The organism is Allorhizobium sp. DMC15, assembly GCF_056314065.1.
The window spans coordinates 66487-91337 of sequence record NZ_JBQUZB010000007.1; the positions used below are offsets into that span (position 1 = coordinate 66487).

The following is a 24851-nucleotide window of genomic DNA, read 5'->3' on the forward strand; positions in this document are numbered from 1 at the left end:
GTGCGGGGACCGGTGTTGGAAGCGGCATGGGAATATGTCTCCTGCTATCGCTGGAATAGAATGGTTTGCAATGACAAGGGCTATCTGCTCACTGTCTCTGCTGACGGCGCAGTTGCCAGAGGAACCAGGGTCCGGCGACGAGCGCGGCCAACAGGCTCGGCGAAAGCGCCCAGGGCCAGACAAGATTACGGCTTAGCCACTCCGCGAGCGTCATCAGCAATGCGCCGATGAGACCGCTTGCAACGCATGCCTCTGCTGCCTTGCGAAAACCCAGGATTGCGGCGGCATGGGGCAACATCAGGCCGAGGAAACTGATTGGACCGACAACCATGGTACCGGCGGCCGTCAGGATCGCGGCGAGAGCAATTCCGGCCCCGCGCACGACGGCCACCCGCAGACCGAACCCCGTGGAGGCCGCATCGCCCAGCGTTATCAGGTCCATCTGCCGATGGAGCAAAAGGCAGGCTAGGAGACCGGCACAACCCACCAGGCATGCAGCGACCGACGTTGCAAGATTCACGCCTGCGGTCATGCCTGAAAACCATCCGAGGAGTGCGGCGCCTCTTTGTCCGCCACCGGCAAGCGCGATGACGAGCATGGCATTCGCCATGCTTGCGAGGCCGACGCCGAGCAGCAGCATGCGCGTGGGCTCAAACCGCGCTCGAAGCCCGAGCAATGTCACGACCAACAGGGCGGCAATGGCGCCTAGAGAGGTGACTGCCAGTTTTGTTGCAACCCCGAGCGTCGGCAGGATGACGATAGCGACCGCAAGAGCGAGGCCGGCACCGTGGCTGATGCCAAGAAGATCGGGGCTGGCAAGGGGGTTGCGCAGCAAGCGCTGCAAAATGAAGCCCGCGACCGCGAGGCAGAGGCCAGCACCGCTTGCTGCCAGGAGCGGCGGAAGGCGCCATCGCCAGACCAGAGCCAGATCGTCCCACCCCGCCAGTGACCATCCTTCCGGTCCTCGTCCCACGAATGCGGCGATCCCGAATGCAGCCAACAGAAGCAATGCCAGAATCATGAGCTGCTTAACATTCCCATGCCCGCGTGCCGCGAAGGCGAGCGTGAACGGCCTAGACGCGTTGAGCGTGGCCTTTCGCGCAAGAAAAACCAGCAACGGTCCCGCCAGGAGCCCTGCAGCCGCGCCGACCGGCAGATCGCCCACCACGCTGGAGAGCAAACGCATGACCTGGTCCGTCAGAAGCAGAAGCAGAGCGCCCGTCACACCGCAGCGGATCAACCCCGCCTGCGTCTCGCGCCAGATCGCGCGTGCAAGCGCCGGGGCCGCCAGCCCCACGAGACCGATCTGGCCAAACTCTGCTGTGACGGACGCGGCCAGCAGCGAGGCGATGAGAAGCAGGATCAGCTTTACCGTGCGCACCGAAAGACCGAGGCTCGCGGCCGCACCATCCCCAAGAGAGAGCAGCCGTAGCGGTCGTTCCAGGAGAAGAATCGGACCGAGAGAGAGAGCGGCTAGCGCCGCCAGGCGAAGCGACGGAACCCAGCCACTCTGCTGCAGCGAACCGGCCTGCCAAGTCAGGAGATTGCTGAGAAAATCATGATTGAAAAGGACAAGGCCTGCATAGGCAGCGTTGCAGAAGAGATTGATCATCACACCGGCCAGCACCAGTGTCTGGGACGAAAGGTTAGGCCCCCAGGCAACGGCGAAAGCCGTTGCAAGTGCTATGAGCGCGCCGGCAAGTGCTACGATTTGATATCCGTGTGACCATAAGACCGGGGCAAAGACCAGCGATGCGGCGAGACAGAGTGCCGCTCCTCCGGAGATGCCGAGGAGGGACGGTTCGGCAAGCGGATTGTCGAAGGTTCTCTGAAACACACCGCCCGCCAACCCCAGAAGGCAGCCGGAAACCAGCGCGGCAACAATGCGCGGCAAAGTCGCGTAGAAGAGGACGGCCGGTTCTTTGACCTGGACGATGGCCAGCGCGGCAAGAGCAAGAGCCGGCAAAGCCAGCAGGGAGATCAGGACGAGGCCACGCGGTAGACCGCGTCGGGCAAGGGTGAAGTTCATGGTATACCAGCTCCGAAGGGATTTTGAAGCGCGCGCGCCAAAGCCTCGGCAAGATGAAGCGTCGAAATACATCCCCCGAACGGATAGAACTGCTGCATGCGCACCACGCGTCCTTCTCGAACCGCGGGAAGCCGATGCCAAAGCTGACTGTCGGCCAGGGCCCTGTTCGTCTGCGGAGCAAGTGACGGGATCTCGATCTGCATAAAAACGGCATCGTCCAGCGTCATCAGCTGATCGAACCCGACCTGAATGAAACCATTGGCGTTGGTTGGTCCCTGCCACGCATTTTTTAGACGAAGACGGGTGACCACCGAGCCGGGCATACTGCCATTGCCGTAAACCATGGCGCGGCTGCCGCTTTGATCCGGCAGCAAAATGCAAACCGGCCGCGCAGGTGAAACGCTGGCGGCAAGGCCCTGCATTCGCTGTTCTATGTTTGACAGGACGGCCTCGACTTGACTGGACGGAAGGCCCGCAGCACGTCCGCATTGACGCAGAATGGCTGCCGCCCGCCCGTAAGCCTTATCGCCGGTCATATCCTCGACCACCTCGACAGGCGCGATCTCGCTGAGACGCGGCGTCATGAACAGGCTAGCAGCGCCAATGAAAATGAGGTCCGGGCGGAGCCTGTCCAGCAGTTCCAGGTTGACTTCCCAGAAGGGCCCGATGTCGTGGGTCGCGACGGGCAGGAGTTGCGGCATGCGTTGGTTGTAGTAGCCAGTATCGGCAACGGCGAGCGGCGTGACCCCCAAGGCAAGAAGCGACTCGGCGGCAGCCCAATCCACGGCGGCAATGCGCGTTGCGTCCTCGGCCAGAACTGGCATCGAAGGCAGAAGAGCGGCAAGGCTACCGGTGATGAAAAAGCGTCTGTTCAACATGACCTTCGTGGAGGCGCGACCTTGCGGCCGCGCCTTCCCCAATCTCAAAAATCGACGGTCAGCTTGCCGATGACAGTACGTCGATCGCCCTGATAGCAGGAGTAGCTCGCCTCGCAGGTCGAAAAGTACTTCTTGTCGAACAGGTTGGTCGCATTCAATGAGACCTTCGCATGCTCGTTGATCCGGTAGCTTGCCCCAAGGTCAACCAGCGTCCGGCTGGGCACTGAGAACGTATTGGCATTGTTGCCGTAGACCTTGCCGACATAACGAACGCCGGCCCCGATCGATGCCCCTTCCAGAGGGCCCGTCTCAAACGTGTAGTTCAGCCAGGCCGAGGCCTGCTGTTCCGGCACGAGCATCGGGCGTTTTCCCACATTGCCGGTGGCATCGCGTGTGATCTCCGCATCGGTGTATGTGTAGGAACCGACAATATCCCAGCCGCCGCCCAGGCTGACCTTGCCCTCCAGCTCCAGACCGCGCGAAGCGATCTCGCCCGTTGCCACGGCAAATCCGTTGGAAAGGTAGTTCAAGACATTGGTTTTTTCGATGTCAAAATAGGAGATCGTGAACAGCCCATCGAAGCCATCAGGTTGATACTTCACGCCCGCTTCCCACTGGCGGCCCTTCGAGGGATCGAAGGTGTTGCCGCCTTGATCCACACCGCCGTTCGGGACGAAGGACTGCGAGTAGCTGACATAGGGAGCAAGACCGGAGGACGTGACGTAGCTCAGGCCGGCGCGACCGGAAAAGTTACCGATGTTGATATTGGTATCAGCATCCGTCAGACGATTATGCGTGTCCAGGTTGAGCCAGTCATAGCGCCCCCCCAGCGTTGCGATAAAGCCATTGCCGAACTTGATCTGGTCCTGGGCGTAGATGCCCGTCTGACTGTAGCGTTCCGCATAACTAATCATGGGCGTTTTGGGCGTCGGGACAGTGACGCCGTAGACAGGTGCGTAAGGATTCAGAGACGGCGCCGCCCCCTGGAAACGCCTGACATCGGCATCAGACCAGCTGTAATCAAGACCGAAAAGCGCTTGATGGGAGAGGGCACCCGTTTCGAACTCGGCTTGTGCCTGGTTGTCGATTGAAAAGGTATCAAAGCTCTCATCAAAATGCCGGGCAATACGGGTGAGGCCAGATGGGGCGAGCCCAGATAGAAAAAGGTTGTCGAGTGTGAAGTCGACGTGGCCGTAGCGCGCGTTCTGGCGGAATGTCCAGGTCTCGTCGAACCGATGCTCGAACTTATAGCCGATGCTCTGTTGCTCCTGGGTACTCTGATTGAAATTGGGGTCACCTAGGAGAATGTTCGTCGGCGTGAAGAGCATGATCGTGCCACCGCTCTTATCCTTCAGCGCCTGACCGGTCACCGTTAGCGTGGTATCCTCATCGGGCTTCCAGGTCACCGCCGGCTGAATCATCAGCCGGTCGTCCCCAATATCTGCGCCGTTGGAATACTCAAACTGAGTGTTCGCATTCCGAGCGACGCCAATGATCCGGTAAAGAACGCTCTCTTCCTGGTTGACCGCACCACCCAAATCGAATGCCACCTGTTTCCGGTCGTGACTTCCGTATTGCAGTTCAACCTGCCGAACCCTGTCTGCTGTCGGCTTCCGCGATGTCTTGTTGACAATGCCGCCAGCGTCACTTTGGCCGTAGAGCGAAGATGATGGGCCACGCAGAACCTCGACACTGTCCAGGGCGTACGGATCAGTACGGAAGAAACTGTAGCTGCTGGAAACCTGTCTCAGTCCATCGAGATAGGAACTTGTGGCTTGAGCGTTGAAGCCCCGCATCATGATCCAGTCATAACCCTTCGGATCCGGTCCGTAAGTTTCGATCGCAACACCTGGAACATAACGCAGGACCTCCGACACGCTTTGTGCGTTCTGCGCTTGAATCTGCTTGCGGCCGATCACCGACACCGATTGCGGGATTTCTATGAGAGGCGTATTTGTCTTGAGTGCCCCCGTGGAACTGGACGAGACAAAACTGTTGGCCCCGTCGTTGTCGCCGACAACCGTGATCGGATCGAGGACGGTGGAACCCTCGGCGGCCGCTACACCTGCATCTGCCGCTTGGGGGCCGACCAGAGCCGCCGAGCCTGCGCCGCTGATCCTGACCGTGATGCCGGTGCCCTTGACAATCTGCTGCAAAGCCGCAGACGTCTTCATGCTGCCGGAAACGGCCGTCGAGGTCTTGCCGGCGGCCAGCGCCGACGAATAGCTGATTTGCCAGCCACTCTGGCGGATGAAAGCATTGATGGCTGCCGACAACGGCTGGGCCGGGATCTGGAAGCTGATTGTTTCCGTGGCACCCGCGACAGACTGCGCCTGGGCAGACGCAATACTCGGAGCAAAACCGACCATGCAGGCGAGCATGGTGGATGCGAGAAGCACCGTTGTCTGGTGCCGACGACGCTCTTCAGTTGTGGTCTCAACGCGTTTTTTTTTGCCCCTTGCCATACTCGTCCTACCCTCGCTCAACACATATGAATCGGCCGCACAACAGGCGTTGCGACCCCTCTGTCAGCAAGGACGCAGCAGGGTTTCAAAACCGGCAAAAAAAGTTGAGATTTTATTGAAGGATTATCAGGCCGCCGGGAACGCGGTAGAATCCGGCCCCTGCCGCGTCGGCGAGAGTCCGAACCGCGCCCTCGACATCATCGAGGCGATAATTGCCGGTGACCTTCATCCGGTTCACCCGCTCATCTGCGACCAGAATCGCTCCACCGTGATAGCGACGCAGTTCGTCGAGAACATCACCAAGAGGCGCGTTTTCGAAGACGATCCGGCCCTCGCGCCAGGCAAGCGTCGCGGATGGATCGGCGGCATGAACCGGCGACACGGACGCTGCCGTTATGCTGACCGTCTCGCCCGGCTGCAGCACCGCGCTATCCTTGCCATCGCACAGACAGAGAACCTGGACACGGCCCCGCTCAAGCATGACCGCATCTTCGTTAGCGCCGGTTCTGATCGAAAAAGCCGTGCCCAGCACTTCGACCTCGCCATATTGGCCGCTGACGGTAAAAGGATGGGCGGCATCGTGTAGGACATCGAAAAAGGCTTCGCCGCGCAGCAGGCGGATGTGACGCCGGCCGGCAGCGAAGTCCAACGCCACCGCCGTATCGGTATTGAGCAACATCGTTGAGCCGTCCGGCAGCGGAACACGCCTCTGTGCCCCCGTCGCTGTAACGTAATCCGCCTGGAGCGCAATCGTCAGCGCCGGGAATTGCCAGATTCCCGCAGCAATCAGAACCGAGGCGGCCAAAGCAGTAGCCCTCAGTGGCCAGCGGGAGCCGTTCGGCCGCATCAGTACGGACCGGGTGACAGGCAGGGCTTTCACGGCTCCAAGAAAAGGTTCCGAGTTCCACACGATCTCAAGGCCTCGAAACTCCTCCTCATGTCGCGGATCCTTCGCCAGCCATGCACGAAAATCAGCGCGTGTCGCCGCATCCTGCTTGCCGTCGCGCAGCCGCAAGTGCCAGCCCAGGGCCTGATCCACCACAGGATCGGCATGGGTGAAGTCGCTGACCGTCCGGTCCTTGTCCTGCGCGTCCTGATGTCCCACTTAGCCGATCCACTCAAAGCGTGTTTGCGGGTTCCTGATACCTTGACGCATGAGCACCTCCAATCCCGCAAAATTCTTCATAGAGACGAACAGTCGGCCCGTATTCACAGTAATCACTGCGGGCGAGACCGTTAAAGAAAACGCCATCCTGTTGTCCTCACTTTCCGTCCAGACGCGCCATGGCGTCCCGGCAATGGGCCATGGCGAGTTTTAGATCATTGAAGACGGTCCGTTCGGAAATGCCGAGATGGTCTGCGATGCGGACATTCGACCACTCTTCGATGCGGCTGAGGACCAGAACCGTCTGCGCGCGCTTCGGTAAGGCAGCAAGCGCCTGCTGAAACACGCCGAACGCCTGCTTCTGGATCAAAGCCTGTTCGATAGAGGGGATGTCAGCCGAGATCCCAGCAAGCGAATGCTCGTCCAGACCCTGCACTTCGGCGCCCGCCCGTGTCCTGCGACGCCGCAGATGGTCCAGCGCCAGATTGCGGGCCGTCTGGTGGAGAAAGCCCTCGATATGCTCGACCCGTCCGCTCTCAACCGCCTTGTGAGCGCGCAGATAGGTCTCCTGCGCCAAGTCTTCCGCCGTCTGCGGGTCGCGCACAATACGCATGACGGTCCAGAGCAGGGAGCGCCGGTGGGCGGCAAAAATCGCGTTCAATATGGCAGGCACGCAATCTGCCCTCCGCATGCTTTTCGCACCACATCCGGGAGAGCAAAATCATCTCCTCGATGAAGCACCGTTCGCCATTTGATACGCACCAGGGGCATTTGGCACTCAAAACATCCGTTGGTCGCCGTCAGTGTTCCCTTCCTAAATCGGGGCACGGGACCACGCAACAGATAACTTGATTTGTAAATACAAGTTATTTCTTCATGACAGCCAGATGGATGCCATATTGAGCGTGAAACACCGTAGCTATGAGTCCTCCGTCTGATCATGCTTCGCCTTGAAGGGAATTAAACCCGCGACTTGCTATTCCTCCATGATCAGCGAGTAGAAAGCGAGCCAGGCGAATTTAACTGGCTGTCTATCGGTGCCCTCCCTGTCCTGCTGAACCTTCTGTCATCAGTTGACCGAACAAGGCTGCCCTCTTATTAAGAAAACGGCATCGACCCGACCAGCTTCCTTCACGTTTGTTGCCATATGAAGCCTCGTCAGACCTTCACCACAGACAATTTAAACGCCGCGACATCTCAGACTGGAGATCGCGATGTCGAGGTTCGCTCGAAGCGGGCCGGCGCGCTCGCAACCGGTGAGATCAGTGTCATTGCCCTCGGTTACGTTCGAGTGCTGGCTGGAAAGCTCTATGGACAGCACCCGTTTGAGGCGACGGTTAAGGCTGAGCCCGGCCTTGCAATTGAGGTCAGAATGAAGAGACAGAGCAGATCTAATGATGTTGCTCTGGGGCGATCCTGCCGATGACGGAATGCGCACTATTCTCATGTTGCCTCCGCTGCCCATCGCGCTCGGGACACCGCTTGTGGCGCTGGCTGAGATGACAACCACGTTGCTGCACTCTGAAGACTACGGCCGCGCAGCCTCTTTGCAAAGCGCGGCTGCGGGCCTCGCCGGGCTCCTTCTCGGGGCCGTAGGCCTCTATCTTTTGGGCAGTTTGGGCTGGCGCGCAGTTGTAGGTGCAGTTTTCCTTCAGTCAGCGCTGAGCCTTCTTCTGATGCTGCTCCACAAGCTGGACCAGAAGACAATCAAGAGCACGACAACCTCCGTCGCCCATACTTTCGCAGCCATCTTCTCCCTCTTTCGACGGAAGAACTTGGCTGCCTTATTCAAAGTTATCACTGTGACAACGGTGGGGATCGATATCGGTTATGGCATGAAGTGGCTGATCCTGTCAGACGCGGGCCTTGGAGTACAACAGGCAGGCCTTTGGGGCATCGTTGTCGCTAATCTCGCTGGAATGCTGGCGGCTTTAGCAGCCCGCAGCGTCATCACGCGCGTCGACGAACTGAAGGTCTTGTTGGTGCTCGGCGCCCTATCGGGTGTCTGGACTCTCACGTTCGCCACTGTGCTGACAGTGGATGACGAAGCCCGCCCGGCGATCGCTTTCATCGTCGGTGCGGTCGCACTGGTGTTCGCGGGAGCCGTGGTGTCTCAGTCATTGCTGATGCGCCTGGTTGATCATCGCACTGCGTCAACGGAGATTGCGGTCTTCGGCGCCCTTGGCGGCGTCGCCGCAGTCCTGATCAATGCAGTGGGATCCGCAGCGTTGGATCGACTTGGCTTGCCTTCCGTATTGCTAGTCGGGGGCACTGTTTCGCTGGCTGGTGCTGCGCTTGGAGCCTGGATAGCGCGAAATCAAAGACTTCTAAAGGAGGCGGCATGATCAAGGTTTCAACGTCCGTTGCGGCAACCTCGGCCGATAGCATCTTTCTGGCGTTGCAGGATCACATCGTTGAACACGGCTTTTCTCCATCGCATACAGATACGCGCCGACTGACCATAGAACATCAGGGGAACATGCTGTCGATAGAACTTGAGCCTGAGGCGCTAGTCGTGGACATAGAAGCGGTGAGTGCAAATGCCCTTTTCTTCTTGAAAGAGGCGGTTGCCCACCATCTCGAAGAATGCGACCCGGAGGTCGCAGCAAAGCTGCGATGGCCTGATCAAGACCGACAGATGTTCCCGCCAAACTTTCGCGAGCTTCGAGTCGTGGAGCGACTTCGGCCTATCCCGGGCATGACGCGATTGTGGCTTGAGGGCGAGGATCTTCAGCCGCTTACTCAAGATGGCATGCATGTAAAATTGATGCTTCCCGCTCAGCTTGGGCGCCCTCCGACATGGCCGGGCGTTCATCCAAACGGAGCAACGCGTTGGCCCAAGGGTGAGGACCGGCTGCATGTACGGTATTTCACGCTGCGGCATGTGAACCCGGAAGCGAGCAGGGTTGCTATAGACTTCATGGATCACACCGGTGGAAACATCTCAGACTGGACTGTGTCGGCGGCCGAAGGAGATGTGATTGGCGTGATGGGACCTGGAGGAGGCCTGCCTCTAAAGCATAATGGGCGACCTGCCATCATCGGAGGAGATATGACAGCACTCCCCGCGATCGCGAGGATGCTTGAGGAGCCGGATTGCCCGCTGGAGGGGCACCTGCTGGTCGAGATGCCTGAGGAAGTTGATGCTGCGACCTACCTACCTGCGAGCAGCCTTGAACTTCACAGATTTGGCTTGGGGCGCTTCAACCGTGAAGCACCATCAAAAATGCTCGAACTGGCCGCCGCTGGATGGCAAGGTTTAGTCTGGTTCGGCGCCGAACATAGTGCGGCAGAGGTTGTCAGGAACCACCTGAAATCGGTTGACTTCGACTATAGGACTGACGCTCAGGTGGTAGCCTATTGGCGCGCCGGTATCCGTGGGGGCGCACGTCAGGAAGATTGAAGACTTGAACATCGCCAGACCGAGGCCGCGCTTGATGCCGAGCGCGAGAATAGATTCACGCAGGTTGCCGCCTTGAAGGGATATGAACCTACAACAAGCCGATCTAAAAATCTAAATAACTGATAAATATAGACTTGGGCGGAGCGTTCTGGACAACAGATTGTTATGTGAGCTTTGCGGTCACGTCTATCCACTGTGTCGTGAATTCGAAGATCGCCGGAACAGCTAGCTCCTTCTGCCGGCTGGTAAATCCTTCGTAGGCTGAGTGCGTCCAAGGATGCTGGTGGACGGAAGGCGTTTCTTTCGAGATCAACTGGACCAGGGTTGGAAGTAGATTGAACATCCCAATCAGATGAGCGGTCCGAGTCGTGATAGGCGTCTTCAGGAGTGAAAGGGCGTTGGGGCTCTCAAATGCGTCTAGCGTTCGCGGACCATTGTAGCTCATGCTCCAATCGCGCCACCAGGCCTCGTTGCGAGGCAACCCTGCTGTCGCGAAATGCCGGATCGGGTTCCGCAGGATCTTACGGCGCGAAGGCGCCGCCGTTGCGGCTGTCACGCGCCTATATTTGGCCCCTGACAGCTTGCCGCGCAGATAAAGGCGTGAGGTTTCCGCATGAATTTCCCGGCCGAAGCTGTCGTACTCCCTTCTGTGGCCACCCCAAGAGAGGTAGCTTCGGTAGGAGAAGGCACTCACCTTGTCATCGATGATAATATTGCTGTAGTCGTCGGCCATCCAGAGGGCTAGTGCTGCGTCTGTCTCGTCGGCCAGCCTCTGAAATCCCGGATGTCCGCTTACGAAGCGATGTGGTGGACGGGTCACCCCTTCGAACAGAATATCTGAGGGAAAAGCGCCGGCAGATTCCTGAAACGCGCAGATATAACCAGGATCATAGTAGGTGTCGGCGTCGACCTGAAGAATAAGCAGCTCATCTGGCTGTAGCATACGAGATTCTGCGACATGGGCGGCGGCAGCGATGCCTTTCACCCGCGGTGGGACATAACCTCTTTCCATTTCATCGCATACGATCACGGCGCCAGGTGGCGATGCGCGCTGAATTTCCGCCATAATCGCACGGGTTTCGTCACGGGAGGCGTTGTCGACCATGATCAACACCGCATCCGGAGGGTCCTGCAGGTTGCCCAGGCCGAAGCCCAGAGACGCGGCGGACCGCCTTAAGGTAAGCTGCTCATTTAGGCATGGCATCACAACGGCCGTCATCATGGCAATGCACTCGCAAACGGAGTCATATCATTCCTGCGCAGGTGCGTTCCTGCGCCACACCATCACCTTCTGGCGGTGCGCATCAGGATCCAGTTCCACAAACCCGGCCTCTTCAGCGGCACGTGCGGAAGCGATATTCGCTTTCTGCATGTGCGCATAAATGGCGTCATACTTGCTGAGGGCAGCCGCTCGAGCATAGGCAAGCCTGCCGATCTTTCGGCCCTGGCTCGCCTTGTTCAGATAGATCTGCAGGGAAGCGTGCTTGCCGATCGGCGGCTCGTCGATCAGATTGATGAACACGGTCCCGCAGCGTTTGCCGTCCAGTTCGATCCGCCAGGCCTCTCCATCCGGCCCGCCGCCCCGTCCTTTCGTGCCCTTTGTCCTTACCAGCTGAATCCTTGCGGGATCAGCTGGTGCGCGCGGTTGAGAGCGCGTTTTGCGGGGTGCTGAAGACACGCGCCGCTTCGCATTTTTCGAGGGCGTAGCGCGTGCCACCATCAGGTTAGTCCCAGTCCGGCCACCAGCCTCGCATCCGCCTCTTTCCAAAATTCAGCCGGGAAGAAGCCGGGAGAGTAGGCAATGACAATGTCGTCAATGCGCCTGACCAGGTCCCGGCCGGTCAGAGCCCTCGTCAACGCATCGATTTTCTGAAGGATCGTATCGAGAGAGGGATCAAGCCTGGCCTCGTTGAATGCCCAGTCGCTGTCCCCGTCATATCGGTTGTTGAAATAATCCATGTCGACGTGCAGCAGCATGGGGCGATCTTCAATCTCATCCAGCCACTTGTCAGGATCGCAAGTGGCTAAATAGCGCAATCCATAGGTGCTTCCATCCGCGATGTGCCGCTCGATCGTTGGCCGGCGCCCCTGGCAGGCCAGTAAGTCGTCAGAGACCGTTTCCATCTGCAGAATCTGGATCAGGGTGCCAGTGGTTTTCGGAGGCTGGCACAAATGCCTGATTTCACAGCCCGGAATCTGGTGCAAGAATGGCGTCATAAAGCTGCCCATGCCGACCGCGCCGCTTACGATCGCGGCTTCCACCGATTGAGGATCGGCAAGCACGAACGGCCGGCCACTGATGAGGTCGCGCCAACCAGAGTCCGTCACCTCGAGACGAGGCGATCCGAAGTCGCGATGGTCATCCACATGCAGGATAACGGGTGCAGCACCCTTCCCATGCCCATCAGCAAGCCAGCGGCTCCAGCTGGCCAGAGTCCAGCTGTCGTAAAGACAGCGCAGGAGTTTGCCATGCCGGCGCTGGGCGCTGAACATGGTCTCATAGCGGACCCCCTCCCCCCACCAGGCAAGACCGTCGGCCAGACGAGGATCCACGTAACGTTCCGGATCGGCCGACCAGTGAAAGTCTAGCGTCCAGCTGTCAGCCCCCGCCGAAGCACGGGCATCCTTGTCGCAGAAATAGTCGCGAAGTCTGGCGTGCCGCTCAACCGAATCCAGAGGAAGACGATCGAGCGGGATCTCCATCCTATGCCGCCAACCGCGGTTTCGTGCGGACGCTATTAAGAAGGTCCGCAAGCGCACGCCCGATGGGGGTAAGCTCGCAGCCCTCCAGTGTCGCAAGCCCCAGTTCCAGATTTCGTTCAGTGTCGCGGAGCTGGTTAGCTGCCCGTTCCTTCATGTGCACCGGTCCGGTTTCCAGGACATGCGACCAGAACCGTTGCAGTTCCACAAACACAAAAACCGCATGCAGCAGCCCTGACGGTGGCCGAAGGTCGGCCCGCCAGGGCGAGACGACGCGGGGCGCGAACCGGCTGACCGTCGGTGCCATCCGCTCGAGCAGATACAGTTTCTGGTGCCGATGCTCGTGAACAAGCGAATCCGCAAGATCATACGGATCGATCAGGCCGTCACCCTGCATAACGGACACGAACAGCGCCCCTGGAACCGTGTCGTCACTGAACGAGACGATCTTGTCAGGATGAGCGGTGGGGTCGCGCACGAACTGGACTGCCTGGCAGGCCTGCAGCATCTCTTCGGCGAGGGCCGGGCGCCATCTTTGAACAATGGCAAGCGCTTCGGCGACCACTGCCTTGGCGCTTTCAGCGACATTGTCGCGTTCGAAGACGATCTGCTCCCCGAAAGGAAGGCGCAGCCACGGGTCCGATTTGCCGACCTCCCACTCCTGCTTGCCCAAATCCAGGCTAGAAACCAAATCCGCCAGATAAGAGGCTTCGGCCAGGAGAGGCTTACCATCTACATCGTGGATCTGCCGGCCGTCGCATTGGGCAAGGATCGCCCTGGTCCACGCGACCACCCCCGGCCGGTGAGCCAGCTGGTTAAAGGATGTTTCATCTAAAGCGGACAGTTGCTCTGCCAGGTCCTGGCGGCCGGCTGCTTTTAGGTGCGCCACGACAGCCGCCAGATTGGCGGCATAGGCTTGGTCTGCGTCAGCCAGCAACACTTCCAGTGCGTCCGGAGCAGTCTCCGCCCGTTCAAAAGCCGCGAGGTCGAAAGCGGCCGGGAGCCGGTTTTCCAGATCTTCCGCCTCACCAGAGAGGTCCTCGAGCAAGCGGCCTTTAACGTGGGTGATCAGGCTGGCCAGCTCACCACAGTAGATCGAGGGGTGATTGAAGCCGTCCGGTCCAAAGCGGTGCGGCACGGATCCGCCGCCACAGATATCGACGACCGTGCAGCTGAGACAGGTCTCGCTGAGACCTTCTTTACGAAGAAGGTTTCTGTGGCGCTCAATACCGGCCGACGCCGCGGCGGCCGAGATGGCCGTGTCACGAACCGAGCCTTTCAGGTCGGACGCGCCATCAGCAACGATTTTGAGGACGTCGAGGTCATGGTAGCTGCCATCGGTTTCGATCGACAAAAGGTTCACGTCGCCAAAACCGAAAGCATCAGTTGCTGAAGGCAGGCCTGCGGCCACATCAAGCAGCGCCTCGAACGTCCGGAGCGGAAGATGCGGATAGCGATCAAACCACAGGTCAAACGCCCGGATCAGCCAGTCCCTGTAGACGGACGGGTTTTCTGCCCGGCTTGGCGGAGGGCGAAGGTGGTGGGCATCAGGAAGGAGCAGGTCCAGTTTGGGTGGACCGAGTTTGTCAAAGAACTGGAAAAGATCCTCAGGATCGATACGTGGATCGATCACCGCGATGATCCCCGCGAAGATACCAGGCCGCGAGGCCAGACGCTGATAGCCTCCCATGACGGTCTCAAAGCTCGAGCGACCTTTTCGGCTGGTTCGGTGAAGGTCGTTGGCGGCTTTCGGACCATCGAGGCTTAGAGAGACCGAGATGTCGGCCTGCTCGAGCTGGTCGAGGACGGCATCCGTAAGAAGGATGCCGTTGGTCTGCAGGGCAAAGTCCAGGATGACTTCGGACCCGACCGCGGCTTTCAGGCTCTCCGCAAACCCCGTGATAGTGGCCGCCCCGGCAAGGAGCGGTTCGCCGCCATGAAAAATGATCACGGCACGGCGCAGGCCCTCTTCCCGTACATATTCGGCAAGACGGTCGGCAAACGATTTCTGTATATCGTCAGGCATGGTTTTAGGCATGGATCTCCAGCTCTGATCAGCGTGGTGATACACATAACAGTAATCGCAATCGAGATTGCACCGGGAAGCGATCTTGATCAGGAACGACGTGATCCGCGCCGCCACAGGTAGCTACCTGAGCTTAGGAGCGGTTATGCCGGTGATGCATCCGGTCGTAGCTGGTGATGACTTCGCTGGCCTCTGCGGTCGCGAGGATCCGGTTTTTGAGACGCTGGATCGCCGGATTTTCCGACTGGCTGCGCATGACCGTGGTCTTCAATGCCTGTTCAACGCCCGGGACTTCCTGCTGCACGTCTGACATGCTTACATCCTTTGATTGAGTGACAAATACTGAATAGCGTGTCCAGGTTTGAGTTTCAATAAGTTTCTATAAATCGAAAGCTTGTTCCCTGTTTCAGCACAGTTAGAATAAGTCCTCTACTTTCTGCTGTGCTTGGTGGCCGGATGGAGTGAGTTCAGGATAGCTCCCGAAATCAAATAAAGGTGCGAGGTCAATACCCCCCGGACGCAAGGCGATCGGAGAGCGCAACCGACGCCGGCGCGGAAGCCCTGTGATCATGTTCCTTCCCGCCGTTCTTCGCTTCGTCTCATTCTCCCTCAATCGGGTGGCGGCGACCGCCCCCTGCTGCTATCAGCCTGCGAACAACTGTCGGGGCGGAGCGTTATGCCTGTGGCTCCTTCTAGATCGTAAGGTCCGGGCGAGCCGGATCGGGCATGATTCAAGCAAATCTGTTCAGAAAGTTCCTGTATAACCGTTCCGGACTTCCTAAATCCGGCAACACGCTTAGAGTTAAGATCATGGCATCGGCACAACAGATCATAGGGCTCGTGAAGAGCCATGCTGAAGGTGACAAGGATCGTTTCTACGACCTTGCGATGCAGTTGGCTGCCGCCGAATCCCAGAAGGGCCACAGCCGTCTTGCCGAACAGCTTCGCCAGTGGGCCGAGGCCGGCGCCAGCGCGCCGGAACAGAAACGGCCCAACCTGACGCCCCTTGTCGCCCCGCGCGGTGAACTCTCGGGTTTCCTTGGCGCTAGCTATCCGACGGCTCGGATGGCCGATGTGATCGTGCCGCCTGTTATCGAAGACGAACTGCAGCATCTGGTCGTTGAGATCCACCATGCCGAAAAGCTCGAAGAGCGCGGCCTGCGGCCACGGCGGCGGGTGCTTCTGGCCGGCCCGCCGGGGACCGGCAAGACCCTGACGGCCGCGGCATTGTCTGCCGAACTTCGCTATCCACTCTTTACCGTTCTTCTGCACGGGCTAATCACGAAGTTCATGGGCGAGACTGCTCAGAAGCTTCGCATGGTTTTCGACGCGATCAAGACGACACGCGGCGTTTACCTCTTCGACGAAATCGATGCCCTGGCCTCAAGTCGCGGCAACGAGAACGATATCGGCGAGGCAAGACGCGTCTTGAACTCGTTCCTCCAGTTCCTCGACGAGGACACTGGTCCGTCGATCATCATCGCGACCACAAATCTTCCCGAACTGCTCGACCGCGCGGTTTTGCGCCGCTTCGATCTGGTCCTGTCTTACGATCTGCCGAACGAGGACGCGATCGAAAAGGCGATGCGCCGCCGGCTGCACGGCTTCGACGTCGGCGCGATCAACTGGAGTCAGATCACCGGCTGCGCCGATGGCCTGTCGACGGCCGACGTGATCGCGGCTGCTGAAGACGCGGCGCGCCGTGCTGTCATTCTCGATTCGGGCGCCGTCGAGACTTCAGCCGTGGTGGCATCGCTGGAGCGGAGGCGTTCGCTGCAAGGCATAGGAACAGACAAGCATGGCTCGAGATCGGCGCCACTTCACACTGAGCGGAATCGGAAAAGCACGCCCGTTCGCAGCAAAAACCGGCGGATCGTCAAAACATCCGAGTGATGTCAACCACCGTGAGGCGCATGCACAGGCGCTGCTGACCGCACTCGACCACCTTCCAAATATTGCTGCGAACAATCTTCCGGGTGTCTATCTTGCGATCGAAGGCCGACCGCATGAGGTGATGGTCACAAAGAGCCTGAACGCCAGCGGGCTGACGCTTCTCAAAGTCGAAAAGCAGCCTGGCGCACCGGCGGAAGCAACGGTGTTCGCGACCGAAAAGGGGATCGAGAAGCTTCGCAAGAAGATCGAGGATTTTGGCGGTGATCTCCCGGTCAACCAGGACGGACGCTTTAAGCCGCCGAAGAACGCCGATTTGGTGCAAAGCATCAGCGCGATTTCCGAGGCCGGGCTCCGGGCCTTATGGCGCAGTCCCGGTGGCCGGTTTCCGACCCAGCCCGGCAAGCAGGCTTGGGAAGTGTGGCTTGGAAGGTCGGACGCCCCTGGCTTTCTCGCCAGTGCCGCGGACTACGGTGTTGCGGTCGGAACCGACAGGCTGGAATTCCCGGAAGATGTGGTGGTGATCGCGGTTGCGACTGCCGTCGAACTGGCAGCCGCAGTCCGAAATCTTGGCGGTGTCCGGGCGCTGGCGACGCCAACCCGCACCGCGGACGATTTCGATGCTATGCCGATCGAGGAACAGCATGAATGGGTCGGTGACCTTGTCGGCCGCACGACATTTTCCGTCGACGCCGATCCGAGCTACATCACGCTCCTCGATCGCGGCGTGACCCGGTCCCATCCACTGATCCAGCCCGCACTGGCGGCAGCCGACCGGCATGCTGCGGAGGCGGCATGGGACGTCAACGATTTCGTCGGGCATGGCACACAGCTGGCCGGCCTGGCGCTGTTCGGCGATCTGAGCACGGCGTTGCAGACCACCTTGCCGATCACCATCGGTCACCGGCTGGAATCAGCAAAGATCATGCCGGATGCCGGTCACAATCCCCATCATCTGCTCGGAACCGTGACCCGCAAGGGCATCAATGCGGCGGAGGCGACTGCGGTCCGGCGGCGGACCTTCTGCCTGGCGAGCACCACGGAAGACGACACACCACATGACGGCGCTCCGACGTCCTGGTCGAGTGAAATCGATCAGCTCGCATCCGGCGCATCAGGATTGCAAAGACGCCAGCGACTTATTCTGGTCTCGGCGGGCAACAGCGACCAGAACGCTTTCACCGGTGGCGATTATCTCGCCGTCTCCGATCACCCCGACAACGAGCTGGAATCGCCAGCGCAAGCATGGAATGCAATCAGTGTTGGCGCCTATACGCAGAAGGTCACGCTTCCGCCGGGGGAGCCCGGTGTTTGCGTTGCTCCCATGGGCGATCTGGCGCCGTCATCGCGGACCGCAAGCTGGCAATCCTACTGGCCGATCAAGCCTGACGTCGTCTACGAGGGTGGCAACTGGTTTATGCACGGCGCGCCGCCGCCGATGAAACATCCGGCCCTTGCGCCACTCACCACCGATCACCAATATCCGGCGCGCGCGTTCACGACTTGCGGCGAAACCAGTGCGGCGACTGCACTTGCCTCGCGCGACATCACCGCGCTGTGGTCGGACTATCCGGAGCTCTGGCCGGAAACCGTGCGAGCAATCTTCGTGTCGTCGGCCCGATGGACCAACCAGATGCTCAGCCACGTTCCTCAGCAGCCGTCGAAGACGGATCTGGGGATCCTCTTCAGGCGTTATGGCTATGGCGTTCCGGATATGGAGCGGGCACGGCGCAGCGCATCGAATGCCTTGACGCTGATAGTCGAGGACGCGATCCAGCCCTACAAGAAGAGCGCCACGAAGAATGCCGAGCACATCCATAACGAGCTGAAGCTGTTCGAGCTTCCTTGGCCGATCCAAGAGCTGCGCCGGCTTGGCGCAACCGAGGTCAAGCTGCGTATCAGCCTCAGCACGTTTATGTTGCCAAACCCATCAGAACCGGCCCGCGGCAACAAATACCGTTATGCGTCGCACAATCTGCGCTTCAAGTTGAACAGGCCTAATGAAAAGCCGGGCGCCTTTATTAAGAGGATCAGCAAGATTGCGGAGCAAACAGACGAAGGAACGATCGAGGAACCGGATGGCTGGATGTTTGGGCCGAACCGGCGCGATGTCGGATCGCTGCAGATTGATCAGCTGACATGTGCTGCCTCTGATCTTGCACGCCGCAATCTGATTGCAGTACATCCCGTGACCGGATGGTGGAAAGCGAAGAGCATCTCCAATCCCCATAACCTTAATGCTCGCTTTGCGCTGGTCGTCGAAATTGACGCCGGTACTGTCCCGGCCGAGCTCTATGCCGAGGTACAGGCCGCTATCGACAACATGGCAGCGGCCGTGGTCGCGGTCTAAGCCGCAACCGAGTGACTGCGTATGGCGGTGGAGATGAAGAGCGGCGGTAGAAGGACTGACGCGCGATCGGTCCTCATTTCTTGTCCGCCTGCACAGAAGCGCAGACTGGGAAACGTGGGCTGCACCGCTGAGATTGCCGTAAAGTTTGGCCATGCTCTTCAGGACGCCGATCGTGGCGTGCGGCGTTTTCCCGCTTGTTGATCCCGAGCTCCTAGACAGCCGAGACAATCTCGTGCTCCTGGTGCAGTAGCGTCGCGGCCCGCGGATTAGCCTCTAAACGATCGCTTCATCGCAGAGATTGATGCATTGGGTCAGCTCTCAGTGGAAATCAACATTTTCTATCCTACTTGCCCTTTGCCTTTCCCTGCCTACCCAGCGCGGCCGCAAGATCCTTCCCGCGAGTGTATGGCTCCGTCCGAGTGTGCAGTTCAAACTCGCCGTCCCTAGCGTAGAGCTGCTTTGTGGCATTCTTCGCTATGCTCGTATTCATCCCGGCGACCTGGTCTCGGCGAAAGTCTCGGTTAGGCGGCTGCTTTACGAACAGGCCGATGAGACCGAGTTCCGGCGAGAGGGGGAACATGACAGTCGTGCCCTCCAGGCCGAAGCCCGGCGAGTATGGCCCTCGATCTTTTCCATCTGACCATGCCAGGACCACAGGGTCGTCGCATGTAGAAAATGTCGCCCCTTCTGGCGCCGAGACAAATGACCAGCTTCGTCGGGCGAGCTGCTCAACGCATGTCGGAACCGCCCCGAGTTCCAGGCCTATCAGATACGTCTGGTCGATCGCGATGTTGTAATTCCCACCATCAATGAAGGCCTTCATATCCTCATAGCTGATATCGTTACGGATAGGGGCACCGCCCTCCCGCGAGTGCTTGATCGAGTCCTGGTATCGCTCCTTGTCCTGGAGCGACGCCCTCATCATTCCGCCAGCCACTTTTATGTGGAAGTCCTCCAGCATCGATCGGAACCGCGGATTTCGGACAGCCACGTTTCCCATCAGCAGCATGACTGACGTGAAATGGTCGTCTGAAGGAAAGCTTTTTGTCGCGATGACCTCTGCCAAGCGTGGGGCGATCTCGCCCTCGATCTCTGCCATCCCGTCTTCGATATGATTCGGATCAAACCCTTCTGCCTCGATGCGGAAGAAATTTCGGCGAGCACCGATGTTTCTGACAAGCGTCCGGAACGACTTCTTTGTCGACTGATCGAACACGAAGACCTGCGCCTTCCGCCGGTCGGCCGCATCGCTGAAGCCCCGCAGGTAGAACTGCGGAATGAAGTGGTGATTTACGGTGCCTGACATTATTTCCCGCAGTGTTTGCAGACCTTCGGGGGCCTGACCTGTTCGATAACTGACGCAGCCGCGCCCAGAACCTGAACGACGAACGGTTCCTTTTCCGTGTGATAGGTAACGTCCATCGCCGCCCATATCAGGCCGAGCGTCAGAAACGTGTGCTCCCGCAAGCCTGCATCCAGCTGATCACTCGATAAAGCAGGACCTCCCTCATCTCCCGCATAGAGTGCTTTATCACGAAAGCTCGCCCTGTCGTGAACTCTGTCCACCATCGCCTCTAAGCTCGGAAACCAGCCGGAGAAAGCCTGGAATGCCGCAACTGAGGATGAGTCTTCCCGGTTCTCGTTGAACGAAAACAGCCGCAGACACAATGGGAAATAGCTATCCCTCCCGTCGATCTTGACCCTCGTCATCACCTCGTCTTTAGCCGGGTGATGAGCGACGGCCAGCTTCATCTCTTCTGCATGCCCCGCGATAATCTGGACGTATGCCGCCACCACAGCTTTCTGCGCATGATCATGGATATTCACTTTCCCTGCCAGCTTCCGGTAGCCATGAGATTTTGCCGAGGCGATGAAGGATGCGACGGCCTCTTCCGTGGCATGTGTCGCGCAGAAGTAGGCAATGGTGTTCGAGATCCCCTCGTCTGCGATTCGCTGCGCCCGAACCAGATGGTTTCGTGCGTTCACCGCGCACGCCAGTGCCCTGCCCTCAAGGCGTTCATTCGCGCGCCGATAGACCCAATCCGACACCGGATGGTCGATTATTGCCTTCACGACCACCAGTTTCCTCCCGGTTTTGAGCCCGAATCTCGCCTTGGTATCATCCGCATGAAACGTGGAGTTTGCCAATGCCCCGCACCATTCGCGAAAAGGAAAACCAGCGCATCGAGCGCAACGGTTTGGCTCTCGTCAGCCGCGCAGCTTCCGTCGTACCGACGACCGTCAATGACGAGATACGCATCGTCGATACTGGTCTGGACGACCGGCGCCGCGGTCGAGCGGTGGGATTGGTGCACCGAGCGGTTCTACACAAAAAGCTGGTCGCTAGCGGCGAAGCGATGCGGCTCGACCGCCTGAGTAACGGAGCAAGGACAATCATTCCGGATTGATTTCGGAATGATCTTGATCGGCACAAGCTTGCAACTCATCGCCGCGTGGCCGTGAATCTTGCCGGCAAAAACCAAAATCTCTGTTGCCAGAGCATCTTCCCCAGCCGACTTATCTCGGACATGCATTGTCAGTGCCGGAAGAATGCAAAAGCCATGGGCTGATGTCGTTTTGCACCTTTACGCCCGAACAGGCGACGATCTCGACCTAGTTTGCATCCCCCAACACTGCGACGTAACTACCAAGGATTTGCTGGCCACACAATGTAAGGAAGACCCCGTTAAAATATCAATCACAGCTCATTTAACAGCTGACATTCTCACGACCGTTCCGGTCGCACTCATGCCCGCCCAGATATCATTTCTGCCTACGATAACGAAAACCCTGGTGTCGGCGGACGTAGCGACTATGCCTTCCCAGGTGGCGCGGTCGATTCCGGACGGCGTTGGATAATCCTCCGGGTGGGTATGCCACTCGCCGACAAAACTCTTCCTGCCGAGGCTCTTCGTCCATGCGGCTATGGCGGCCACATGATGCCCGCGGTCTTTCCGGTCGAATAGATACGGTTTTCTGACGTCGCGGCGAAGCGGAGTGGTACAGTCAGTTATCTCGATGTGGTCGCCACGATGGCTACCGATCAGAATACCACCCGCTTCGGTCCGCGCCTCGTCTCCGACAGTGAAACGCCGCATAATGTCTGCGAGCGGGCTGGGAAGAAGGACGAAAGCGCCGGATTGTGTCGAGAAGATCAGATCCGGCTGCATGCGGGGCATTCTCGAGTTGGGTCCGGATTTCCATCCTTGACGTGGTAGGCCTGCGAGGCGTCGAAGAGGTGGGAGCGGAAGCGCTGGCCTATCGAACCTGCCGCCCATGCAAGCGCCATCTCGCAGACTAGAGAGGCGGCCACCACCGATCGGGTAACCGGGTAAGGGATGTAATTCGGATCCGCGCATTCCATGTTGCGTCCTCGGACCACCTCGACGCCTTGCCTGAGCGACGGAAAGCGTGAGGCGCCGGATAGCGCGGGCTTGAGACATTTGAGGCAGGCGTGCTCTCGGTCGTCGACCAGAATCGCCTGTGCGAGAGCGCCGTTTCCCAGAAGACATCCAAACAGGACAGGCGGCCAGCCGCTATCTGCACGGACGGCCCTCTCGTTGATCGCGAGCGACAGCGCCTCCTCGCCCGTGACGTCAATGATCAGGTCGTAGGGTAGATATGCGCCGGAGACGATCTTCAACGCGTCCTCGGGCCTAGCCTCCACGTCGAGCATAGGCAGCTGCTGTTTGATAAACGCTCGGCAACCCTCGGCCTTGTTGACGTTTATATATGGCAGCCCGAGGAGATGACGCCCGAGATTAGCGGTTCTCAGTTCGTCGGTGTCCACGATCGTCAAACGACCGCCGCCCTCTCCCGCCCCGGATTGCGCGAGCTGGTGCGCGAGGAAGCCGCCGATCGTGCCAGCCCCGATGAGCAGGATGCGCTTGCCTGCCAGGTTCTGCCTAGCACCCAGGTTGCGGCTGAAGATATAATCGGTATCCGCTGGCATGCCGATCGTCCGTCCTATTATTGTCTTTGCCGCAAACTTGCGAAGCGCGGACGGCAGGCCGGTCCGCCGCGACTTGAGGAATTCCTCCGTCTGCAACATCGGCGGAAGTGACGCGTCGATGATGAAAACACCGTTCGGAGCCCTGATTGCAACCCATCTCTTGGCTCCTTCACCCCGCACGAAACTTCGTTCGAGGACGCCGACGAGTGCGGGATCCAGCCAATTGAGCCAAGAATTGAGGTCAGAAAGCGAGGTCGGCGGCCAGTCTGCATCCGGATTGAGCGTTATCGCCTTGTCGGTCGATACGACAAGGCATTCGTCGCCCTTGGGGATCGGAGCACCGTTGGCGAGATGTGCGTCTAATAGCCACGAATGCTCCGTGCAAAGGGACCCCGTCGATGTATCTCCGGCCCGCAGGTCCAGATAACGGACTTTTGCTCGGCCAGTAAACCCGACAGGGAGATCGACGAGGACGAAGGAAGAAGACCAGTAGGCCTGCATCTCGTTGGCGAAATCGTCGTCAGATTTTCCGCTGACGGACTGGCGCATGACGTTGTCCGCCTGCTGCAGGCACTGGAGAACCGTTCCGCCCGGATTGTAGCGGTCGAGGACGACCGTTCCGGCAGCGTAGTAGCAGAAAGACCGGTTCTCATCGAGAAGATGCGGGAGCCGACGCCCCGCAGTATCATATCCCTCCCTTACCCTGATCGGTGGAGGTCGGACAAAATCCAGCTCGGTTACGTCTATGCTGACGGGAACCCGGAGCAGGTCGGGGTCAAGGACACCGAAATATATCACGCGCTCGCTGCACCAGTCGCGTTCGAACCCCCGTTGTGTGAGTGCGTCATGAACCCGCTGAGTTGCGGAGGCGTCGATGTCAACCACTCTGGGATCTGCCGACGACCGGGGCGGCGACTTCCTTGCGGGGCTGCGAAAGCACGGTAATCTTGGCTGTCTCGGCGACGCTGACGAGGTCTGGCCTATCGGGGACGCGGGGTCCGAGCGAGAGCTGGGTAGCGGTGACGGCCTTGGAGGTATCCGTGACAGCGTTTATCGTGTTGCGCAGGCTGGCCGCGAATTCCCGAGCGTACCGGGCCGCTGTCTTCCGGTCCTCGGACGACAGGCGGTTGATATCCTCGTCTTTGTCCGTCGGATTCGGTACCGCGTTTTCCAGGTAGCCAGGGAGCCTTTCGAGAACAGCCAGCAGTGTCTGGTCTTCCCGGTCGGGAATAAACGGTCGCCTGATCTCTTCAAACGCCTTCCAGGCGCAGACCATCAAGAGAATGGAGGAAACGCCGTTCAGGTGGGGTTTGTGGTGATCACGCCATGCCTTGAGATACCGGCAGATGCGACGCAGCTTTTCTCCGTAGACGCCGACCGCGGCGAGAAACCAGGTCCTGATTTTGCGCGGATCCGAGACCTTCCAGTCCTCCTTGCGATGAGCGAGCAGCACACTGTCCGACGGCAGAGCCTCCCAGGTGTCGGCACGGCGGTCCTCCGCGAAAGAGGCATTCGCGCTCATCGATTTTTCGAGCAGCAAGAACTCGCTATCCGGGATCGCGTAAAGGGGGATGTCAATATGCGCGATAGAGCTGATGACGATGCGGCAACAGGTGTCTTTCTCGGTAAAGTCCCAGCCTTCCTCGTCCGCGAGATCCTTGAGCACGCCGTCGACGAACTCGAAGAATAGGGCGGAAGCCTGCGACGGACGGGCACCCTTCACGAACGACAGGGGCAGATAGCAGCCGTCATCGAGGTCCATCTGCTGTTCCGGCGGCCACGCCGGATAGTTCAACGTCTTGTAGGAATGGCTACCCTGCGTGAAGAACCTCGGCTGGATGGCGCGCCCAAAAATCTCCTCGCTCTTTTCGGCGAAGGCTTCCTTGAGGCGAACGCGTATTTTTCTCTTGGCTTTAAGCAGCACGGCTTTCGCTTCGTCGTCGGGCTCGATCTCCAACAGAAAGGACATATCGGCCACCGTGGAGTATAGAAGCTTGGATACGTTTGCCATGTGTCCCGAGTCCCCCGGTGTGTCGGCAGCCAAATAAAGTCT

20 protein-coding genes are annotated in these 24851 nt (G+C 59.2%); 5 read left to right on the forward strand and 15 right to left on the reverse strand.

Annotation, left to right across the window (positions count from 1 at the left end; genetic code table 11):
• Positions 1–88: 88 nt before the first annotated feature.
• The 5 genes from fhuB to ACT53S_RS22455 form a co-directional block, all read right to left on the reverse strand.
• Positions 89–2029 (reverse strand): Fe(3+)-hydroxamate ABC transporter permease FhuB, encoded by a 1941-nt coding sequence (fhuB, locus tag ACT53S_RS22435; protein WP_476068655.1) that lies wholly within the window; start codon positions 2027–2029, stop codon positions 89–91.
• A complete protein-coding gene (locus ACT53S_RS22440; RefSeq protein WP_120278078.1) occupies positions 2026–2907 on the reverse strand; it encodes an ABC transporter substrate-binding protein in 882 nt (293 codons plus the stop codon). The genes fhuB and ACT53S_RS22440 overlap by 4 nt, the downstream gene beginning before the upstream one ends.
• 44 nt (positions 2908–2951) lie before the next feature.
• On the reverse strand, positions 2952–5372 hold the full coding sequence (locus ACT53S_RS22445; protein ID WP_476068656.1) for a TonB-dependent siderophore receptor: 2421 nt from the start codon (positions 5370–5372) through the stop codon (positions 2952–2954).
• A 112-nt stretch (positions 5373–5484) separates the two neighbouring features.
• Complete coding sequence (locus tag ACT53S_RS22450) at positions 5485–6477, reverse strand: FecR family protein (protein WP_476068657.1); 993 nt, start codon at positions 6475–6477, stop codon at positions 5485–5487.
• Positions 6478–6634: 157 nt separating this feature from the next.
• Positions 6635–7090: an RNA polymerase sigma factor gene (locus ACT53S_RS22455; protein WP_476068759.1), complete on the reverse strand. Its 456-nt coding sequence runs from the start codon at positions 7088–7090 to the stop codon at positions 6635–6637.
• Between the two features lie 781 nt (positions 7091–7871).
• Here ACT53S_RS22455 and ACT53S_RS22460 point away from each other — a divergent pair.
• A complete protein-coding gene (locus tag ACT53S_RS22460; RefSeq protein ID WP_476068658.1) occupies positions 7872–8822 on the forward strand; it encodes an MFS transporter in 951 nt (316 codons plus the stop codon).
• Positions 8819–9880, forward strand: a complete 1062-nt coding sequence (locus ACT53S_RS22465) for a siderophore-interacting protein (protein WP_476068659.1) — start codon at positions 8819–8821, stop codon at positions 9878–9880. Before ACT53S_RS22460 ends, ACT53S_RS22465 begins: the two co-directional genes overlap by 4 nt.
• Before the next feature lie 163 nt (positions 9881–10043).
• Here ACT53S_RS22465 and ACT53S_RS22470 read toward each other — a convergent pair whose 3' ends face one another.
• From ACT53S_RS22470 to yhhA, 5 genes are read right to left on the reverse strand one after another with little or no spacing between them, the layout of a single operon-like run.
• Positions 10044–11102, reverse strand: coding sequence for a glycosyltransferase family 2 protein (locus ACT53S_RS22470; protein ID WP_476068660.1), 1059 nt, complete (start codon positions 11100–11102; stop codon positions 10044–10046).
• Between the two features lie 27 nt (positions 11103–11129).
• Positions 11130–11600: a GNAT family N-acetyltransferase gene (locus ACT53S_RS22475; protein WP_476068661.1), complete on the reverse strand. Its 471-nt coding sequence runs from the start codon at positions 11598–11600 to the stop codon at positions 11130–11132.
• Positions 11600–12583, reverse strand: a complete 984-nt coding sequence (locus ACT53S_RS22480) for a hypothetical protein (protein ID WP_476068662.1) — start codon at positions 12581–12583, stop codon at positions 11600–11602. The genes ACT53S_RS22475 and ACT53S_RS22480 overlap by 1 nt, the downstream gene beginning before the upstream one ends.
• A gap of 1 nt (position 12584) precedes the next feature.
• Positions 12585–14723 (reverse strand): cyclophane-forming radical SAM/SPASM peptide maturase YhhB, encoded by a 2139-nt coding sequence (gene yhhB, locus ACT53S_RS22485; RefSeq protein ID WP_476068663.1) that lies wholly within the window; start codon positions 14721–14723, stop codon positions 12585–12587.
• 16 nt (positions 14724–14739) lie between these two features.
• Positions 14740–14919 (reverse strand): YhhA family cyclophane-containing RiPP, encoded by a 180-nt coding sequence (gene yhhA, locus ACT53S_RS22490; protein ID WP_476068664.1) that lies wholly within the window; start codon positions 14917–14919, stop codon positions 14740–14742.
• 497 nt (positions 14920–15416) lie between these two features.
• On the opposite strand from yhhA, the gene ACT53S_RS22495 reads away from it, so the two are divergent.
• Positions 15417–16499 (forward strand): AAA family ATPase, encoded by a 1083-nt coding sequence (locus ACT53S_RS22495; protein ID WP_476068665.1) that lies wholly within the window; start codon positions 15417–15419, stop codon positions 16497–16499.
• 121 nt (positions 16500–16620) lie between these two features.
• The gene (locus ACT53S_RS22500) at positions 16621–18846 is read left to right on the forward strand and encodes a S8 family peptidase (RefSeq protein WP_476068666.1); all 2226 of its coding nucleotides are present in this window, start codon (positions 16621–16623) and stop codon (positions 18844–18846) included.
• 343 nt (positions 18847–19189) lie between these two features.
• Here the strand turns inward: ACT53S_RS22500 and ACT53S_RS22505 are convergent, their stop codons facing one another.
• On the reverse strand, positions 19190–20152 hold the full coding sequence (locus ACT53S_RS22505) for a DUF4238 domain-containing protein (RefSeq protein ID WP_476068667.1): 963 nt from the start codon (positions 20150–20152) through the stop codon (positions 19190–19192).
• Positions 20152–20925: a hypothetical protein gene (locus ACT53S_RS22510; protein ID WP_476068668.1), complete on the reverse strand. Its 774-nt coding sequence runs from the start codon at positions 20923–20925 to the stop codon at positions 20152–20154. Before ACT53S_RS22510 ends, ACT53S_RS22505 begins: the two co-directional genes overlap by 1 nt.
• A gap of 68 nt (positions 20926–20993) precedes the next feature.
• On the opposite strand from ACT53S_RS22510, the gene ACT53S_RS22515 reads away from it, so the two are divergent.
• Complete coding sequence (locus ACT53S_RS22515; protein WP_476068669.1) at positions 20994–21254, forward strand: hypothetical protein; 261 nt, start codon at positions 20994–20996, stop codon at positions 21252–21254.
• A gap of 297 nt (positions 21255–21551) precedes the next feature.
• Here ACT53S_RS22515 and ACT53S_RS22520 read toward each other — a convergent pair whose 3' ends face one another.
• The 3 genes from ACT53S_RS22520 to ACT53S_RS22530 are packed head-to-tail and all read right to left on the reverse strand — an operon-like array spanning position 21552 to position 24809.
• On the reverse strand, positions 21552–22016 hold the full coding sequence (locus tag ACT53S_RS22520) for a Mov34/MPN/PAD-1 family protein (protein ID WP_476068670.1): 465 nt from the start codon (positions 22014–22016) through the stop codon (positions 21552–21554).
• A complete protein-coding gene (locus ACT53S_RS22525; protein ID WP_476068671.1) occupies positions 22001–23683 on the reverse strand; it encodes a ThiF family adenylyltransferase in 1683 nt (560 codons plus the stop codon). The genes ACT53S_RS22520 and ACT53S_RS22525 overlap by 16 nt, the downstream gene beginning before the upstream one ends.
• Complete coding sequence (locus ACT53S_RS22530; protein ID WP_476068672.1) at positions 23676–24809, reverse strand: CBASS cGAMP synthase; 1134 nt, start codon at positions 24807–24809, stop codon at positions 23676–23678. Before ACT53S_RS22530 ends, ACT53S_RS22525 begins: the two co-directional genes overlap by 8 nt.
• Positions 24810–24851: the final 42 nt, after the last annotated feature.

Excerpts from the sequence above, each read along its gene's own strand:
- fhuB (WP_476068655.1), bottom strand. The coding sequence starts at position 2,029 with ATGAACTTCACCCTTGCCCGACGCGGTCTACCGCGTGGCCTCGTCCTG.
- ACT53S_RS22440 (WP_120278078.1), bottom strand. The coding sequence starts at position 2,907 with ATGTTGAACAGACGCTTTTTCATCACCGGTAGCCTTGCCGCTCTTCTG.
- ACT53S_RS22445 (WP_476068656.1), bottom strand. The coding sequence starts at position 5,372 with ATGGCAAGGGGCAAAAAAAAACGCGTTGAGACCACAACTGAAGAGCGT.
- ACT53S_RS22455 (WP_476068759.1), bottom strand. The coding sequence starts at position 7,090 with ATGCGTATTGTGCGCGACCCGCAGACGGCGGAAGACTTGGCGCAGGAG.
- ACT53S_RS22460 (WP_476068658.1), top strand. The coding sequence starts at position 7,872 with ATGATGTTGCTCTGGGGCGATCCTGCCGATGACGGAATGCGCACTATT.
- ACT53S_RS22465 (WP_476068659.1), top strand. The coding sequence starts at position 8,819 with ATGATCAAGGTTTCAACGTCCGTTGCGGCAACCTCGGCCGATAGCATC.
- ACT53S_RS22470 (WP_476068660.1), bottom strand. The coding sequence starts at position 11,102 with ATGATGACGGCCGTTGTGATGCCATGCCTAAATGAGCAGCTTACCTTA.
- ACT53S_RS22475 (WP_476068661.1), bottom strand. The coding sequence starts at position 11,600 with ATGGTGGCACGCGCTACGCCCTCGAAAAATGCGAAGCGGCGCGTGTCT.
- ACT53S_RS22480 (WP_476068662.1), bottom strand. The coding sequence starts at position 12,583 with ATGGAGATCCCGCTCGATCGTCTTCCTCTGGATTCGGTTGAGCGGCAC.
- yhhA (WP_476068664.1), bottom strand. The coding sequence starts at position 14,919 with ATGTCAGACGTGCAGCAGGAAGTCCCGGGCGTTGAACAGGCATTGAAG.
- ACT53S_RS22495 (WP_476068665.1), top strand. The coding sequence starts at position 15,417 with ATGGCATCGGCACAACAGATCATAGGGCTCGTGAAGAGCCATGCTGAA.
- ACT53S_RS22500 (WP_476068666.1), top strand. The coding sequence starts at position 16,621 with ATGGTCACAAAGAGCCTGAACGCCAGCGGGCTGACGCTTCTCAAAGTC.
- ACT53S_RS22505 (WP_476068667.1), bottom strand. The coding sequence starts at position 20,152 with ATGTCAGGCACCGTAAATCACCACTTCATTCCGCAGTTCTACCTGCGG.
- ACT53S_RS22515 (WP_476068669.1), top strand. The coding sequence starts at position 20,994 with ATGCCCCGCACCATTCGCGAAAAGGAAAACCAGCGCATCGAGCGCAAC.
- ACT53S_RS22520 (WP_476068670.1), bottom strand. The coding sequence starts at position 22,016 with ATGCAGCCGGATCTGATCTTCTCGACACAATCCGGCGCTTTCGTCCTT.
- ACT53S_RS22530 (WP_476068672.1), bottom strand. The coding sequence starts at position 24,809 with ATGGCAAACGTATCCAAGCTTCTATACTCCACGGTGGCCGATATGTCC.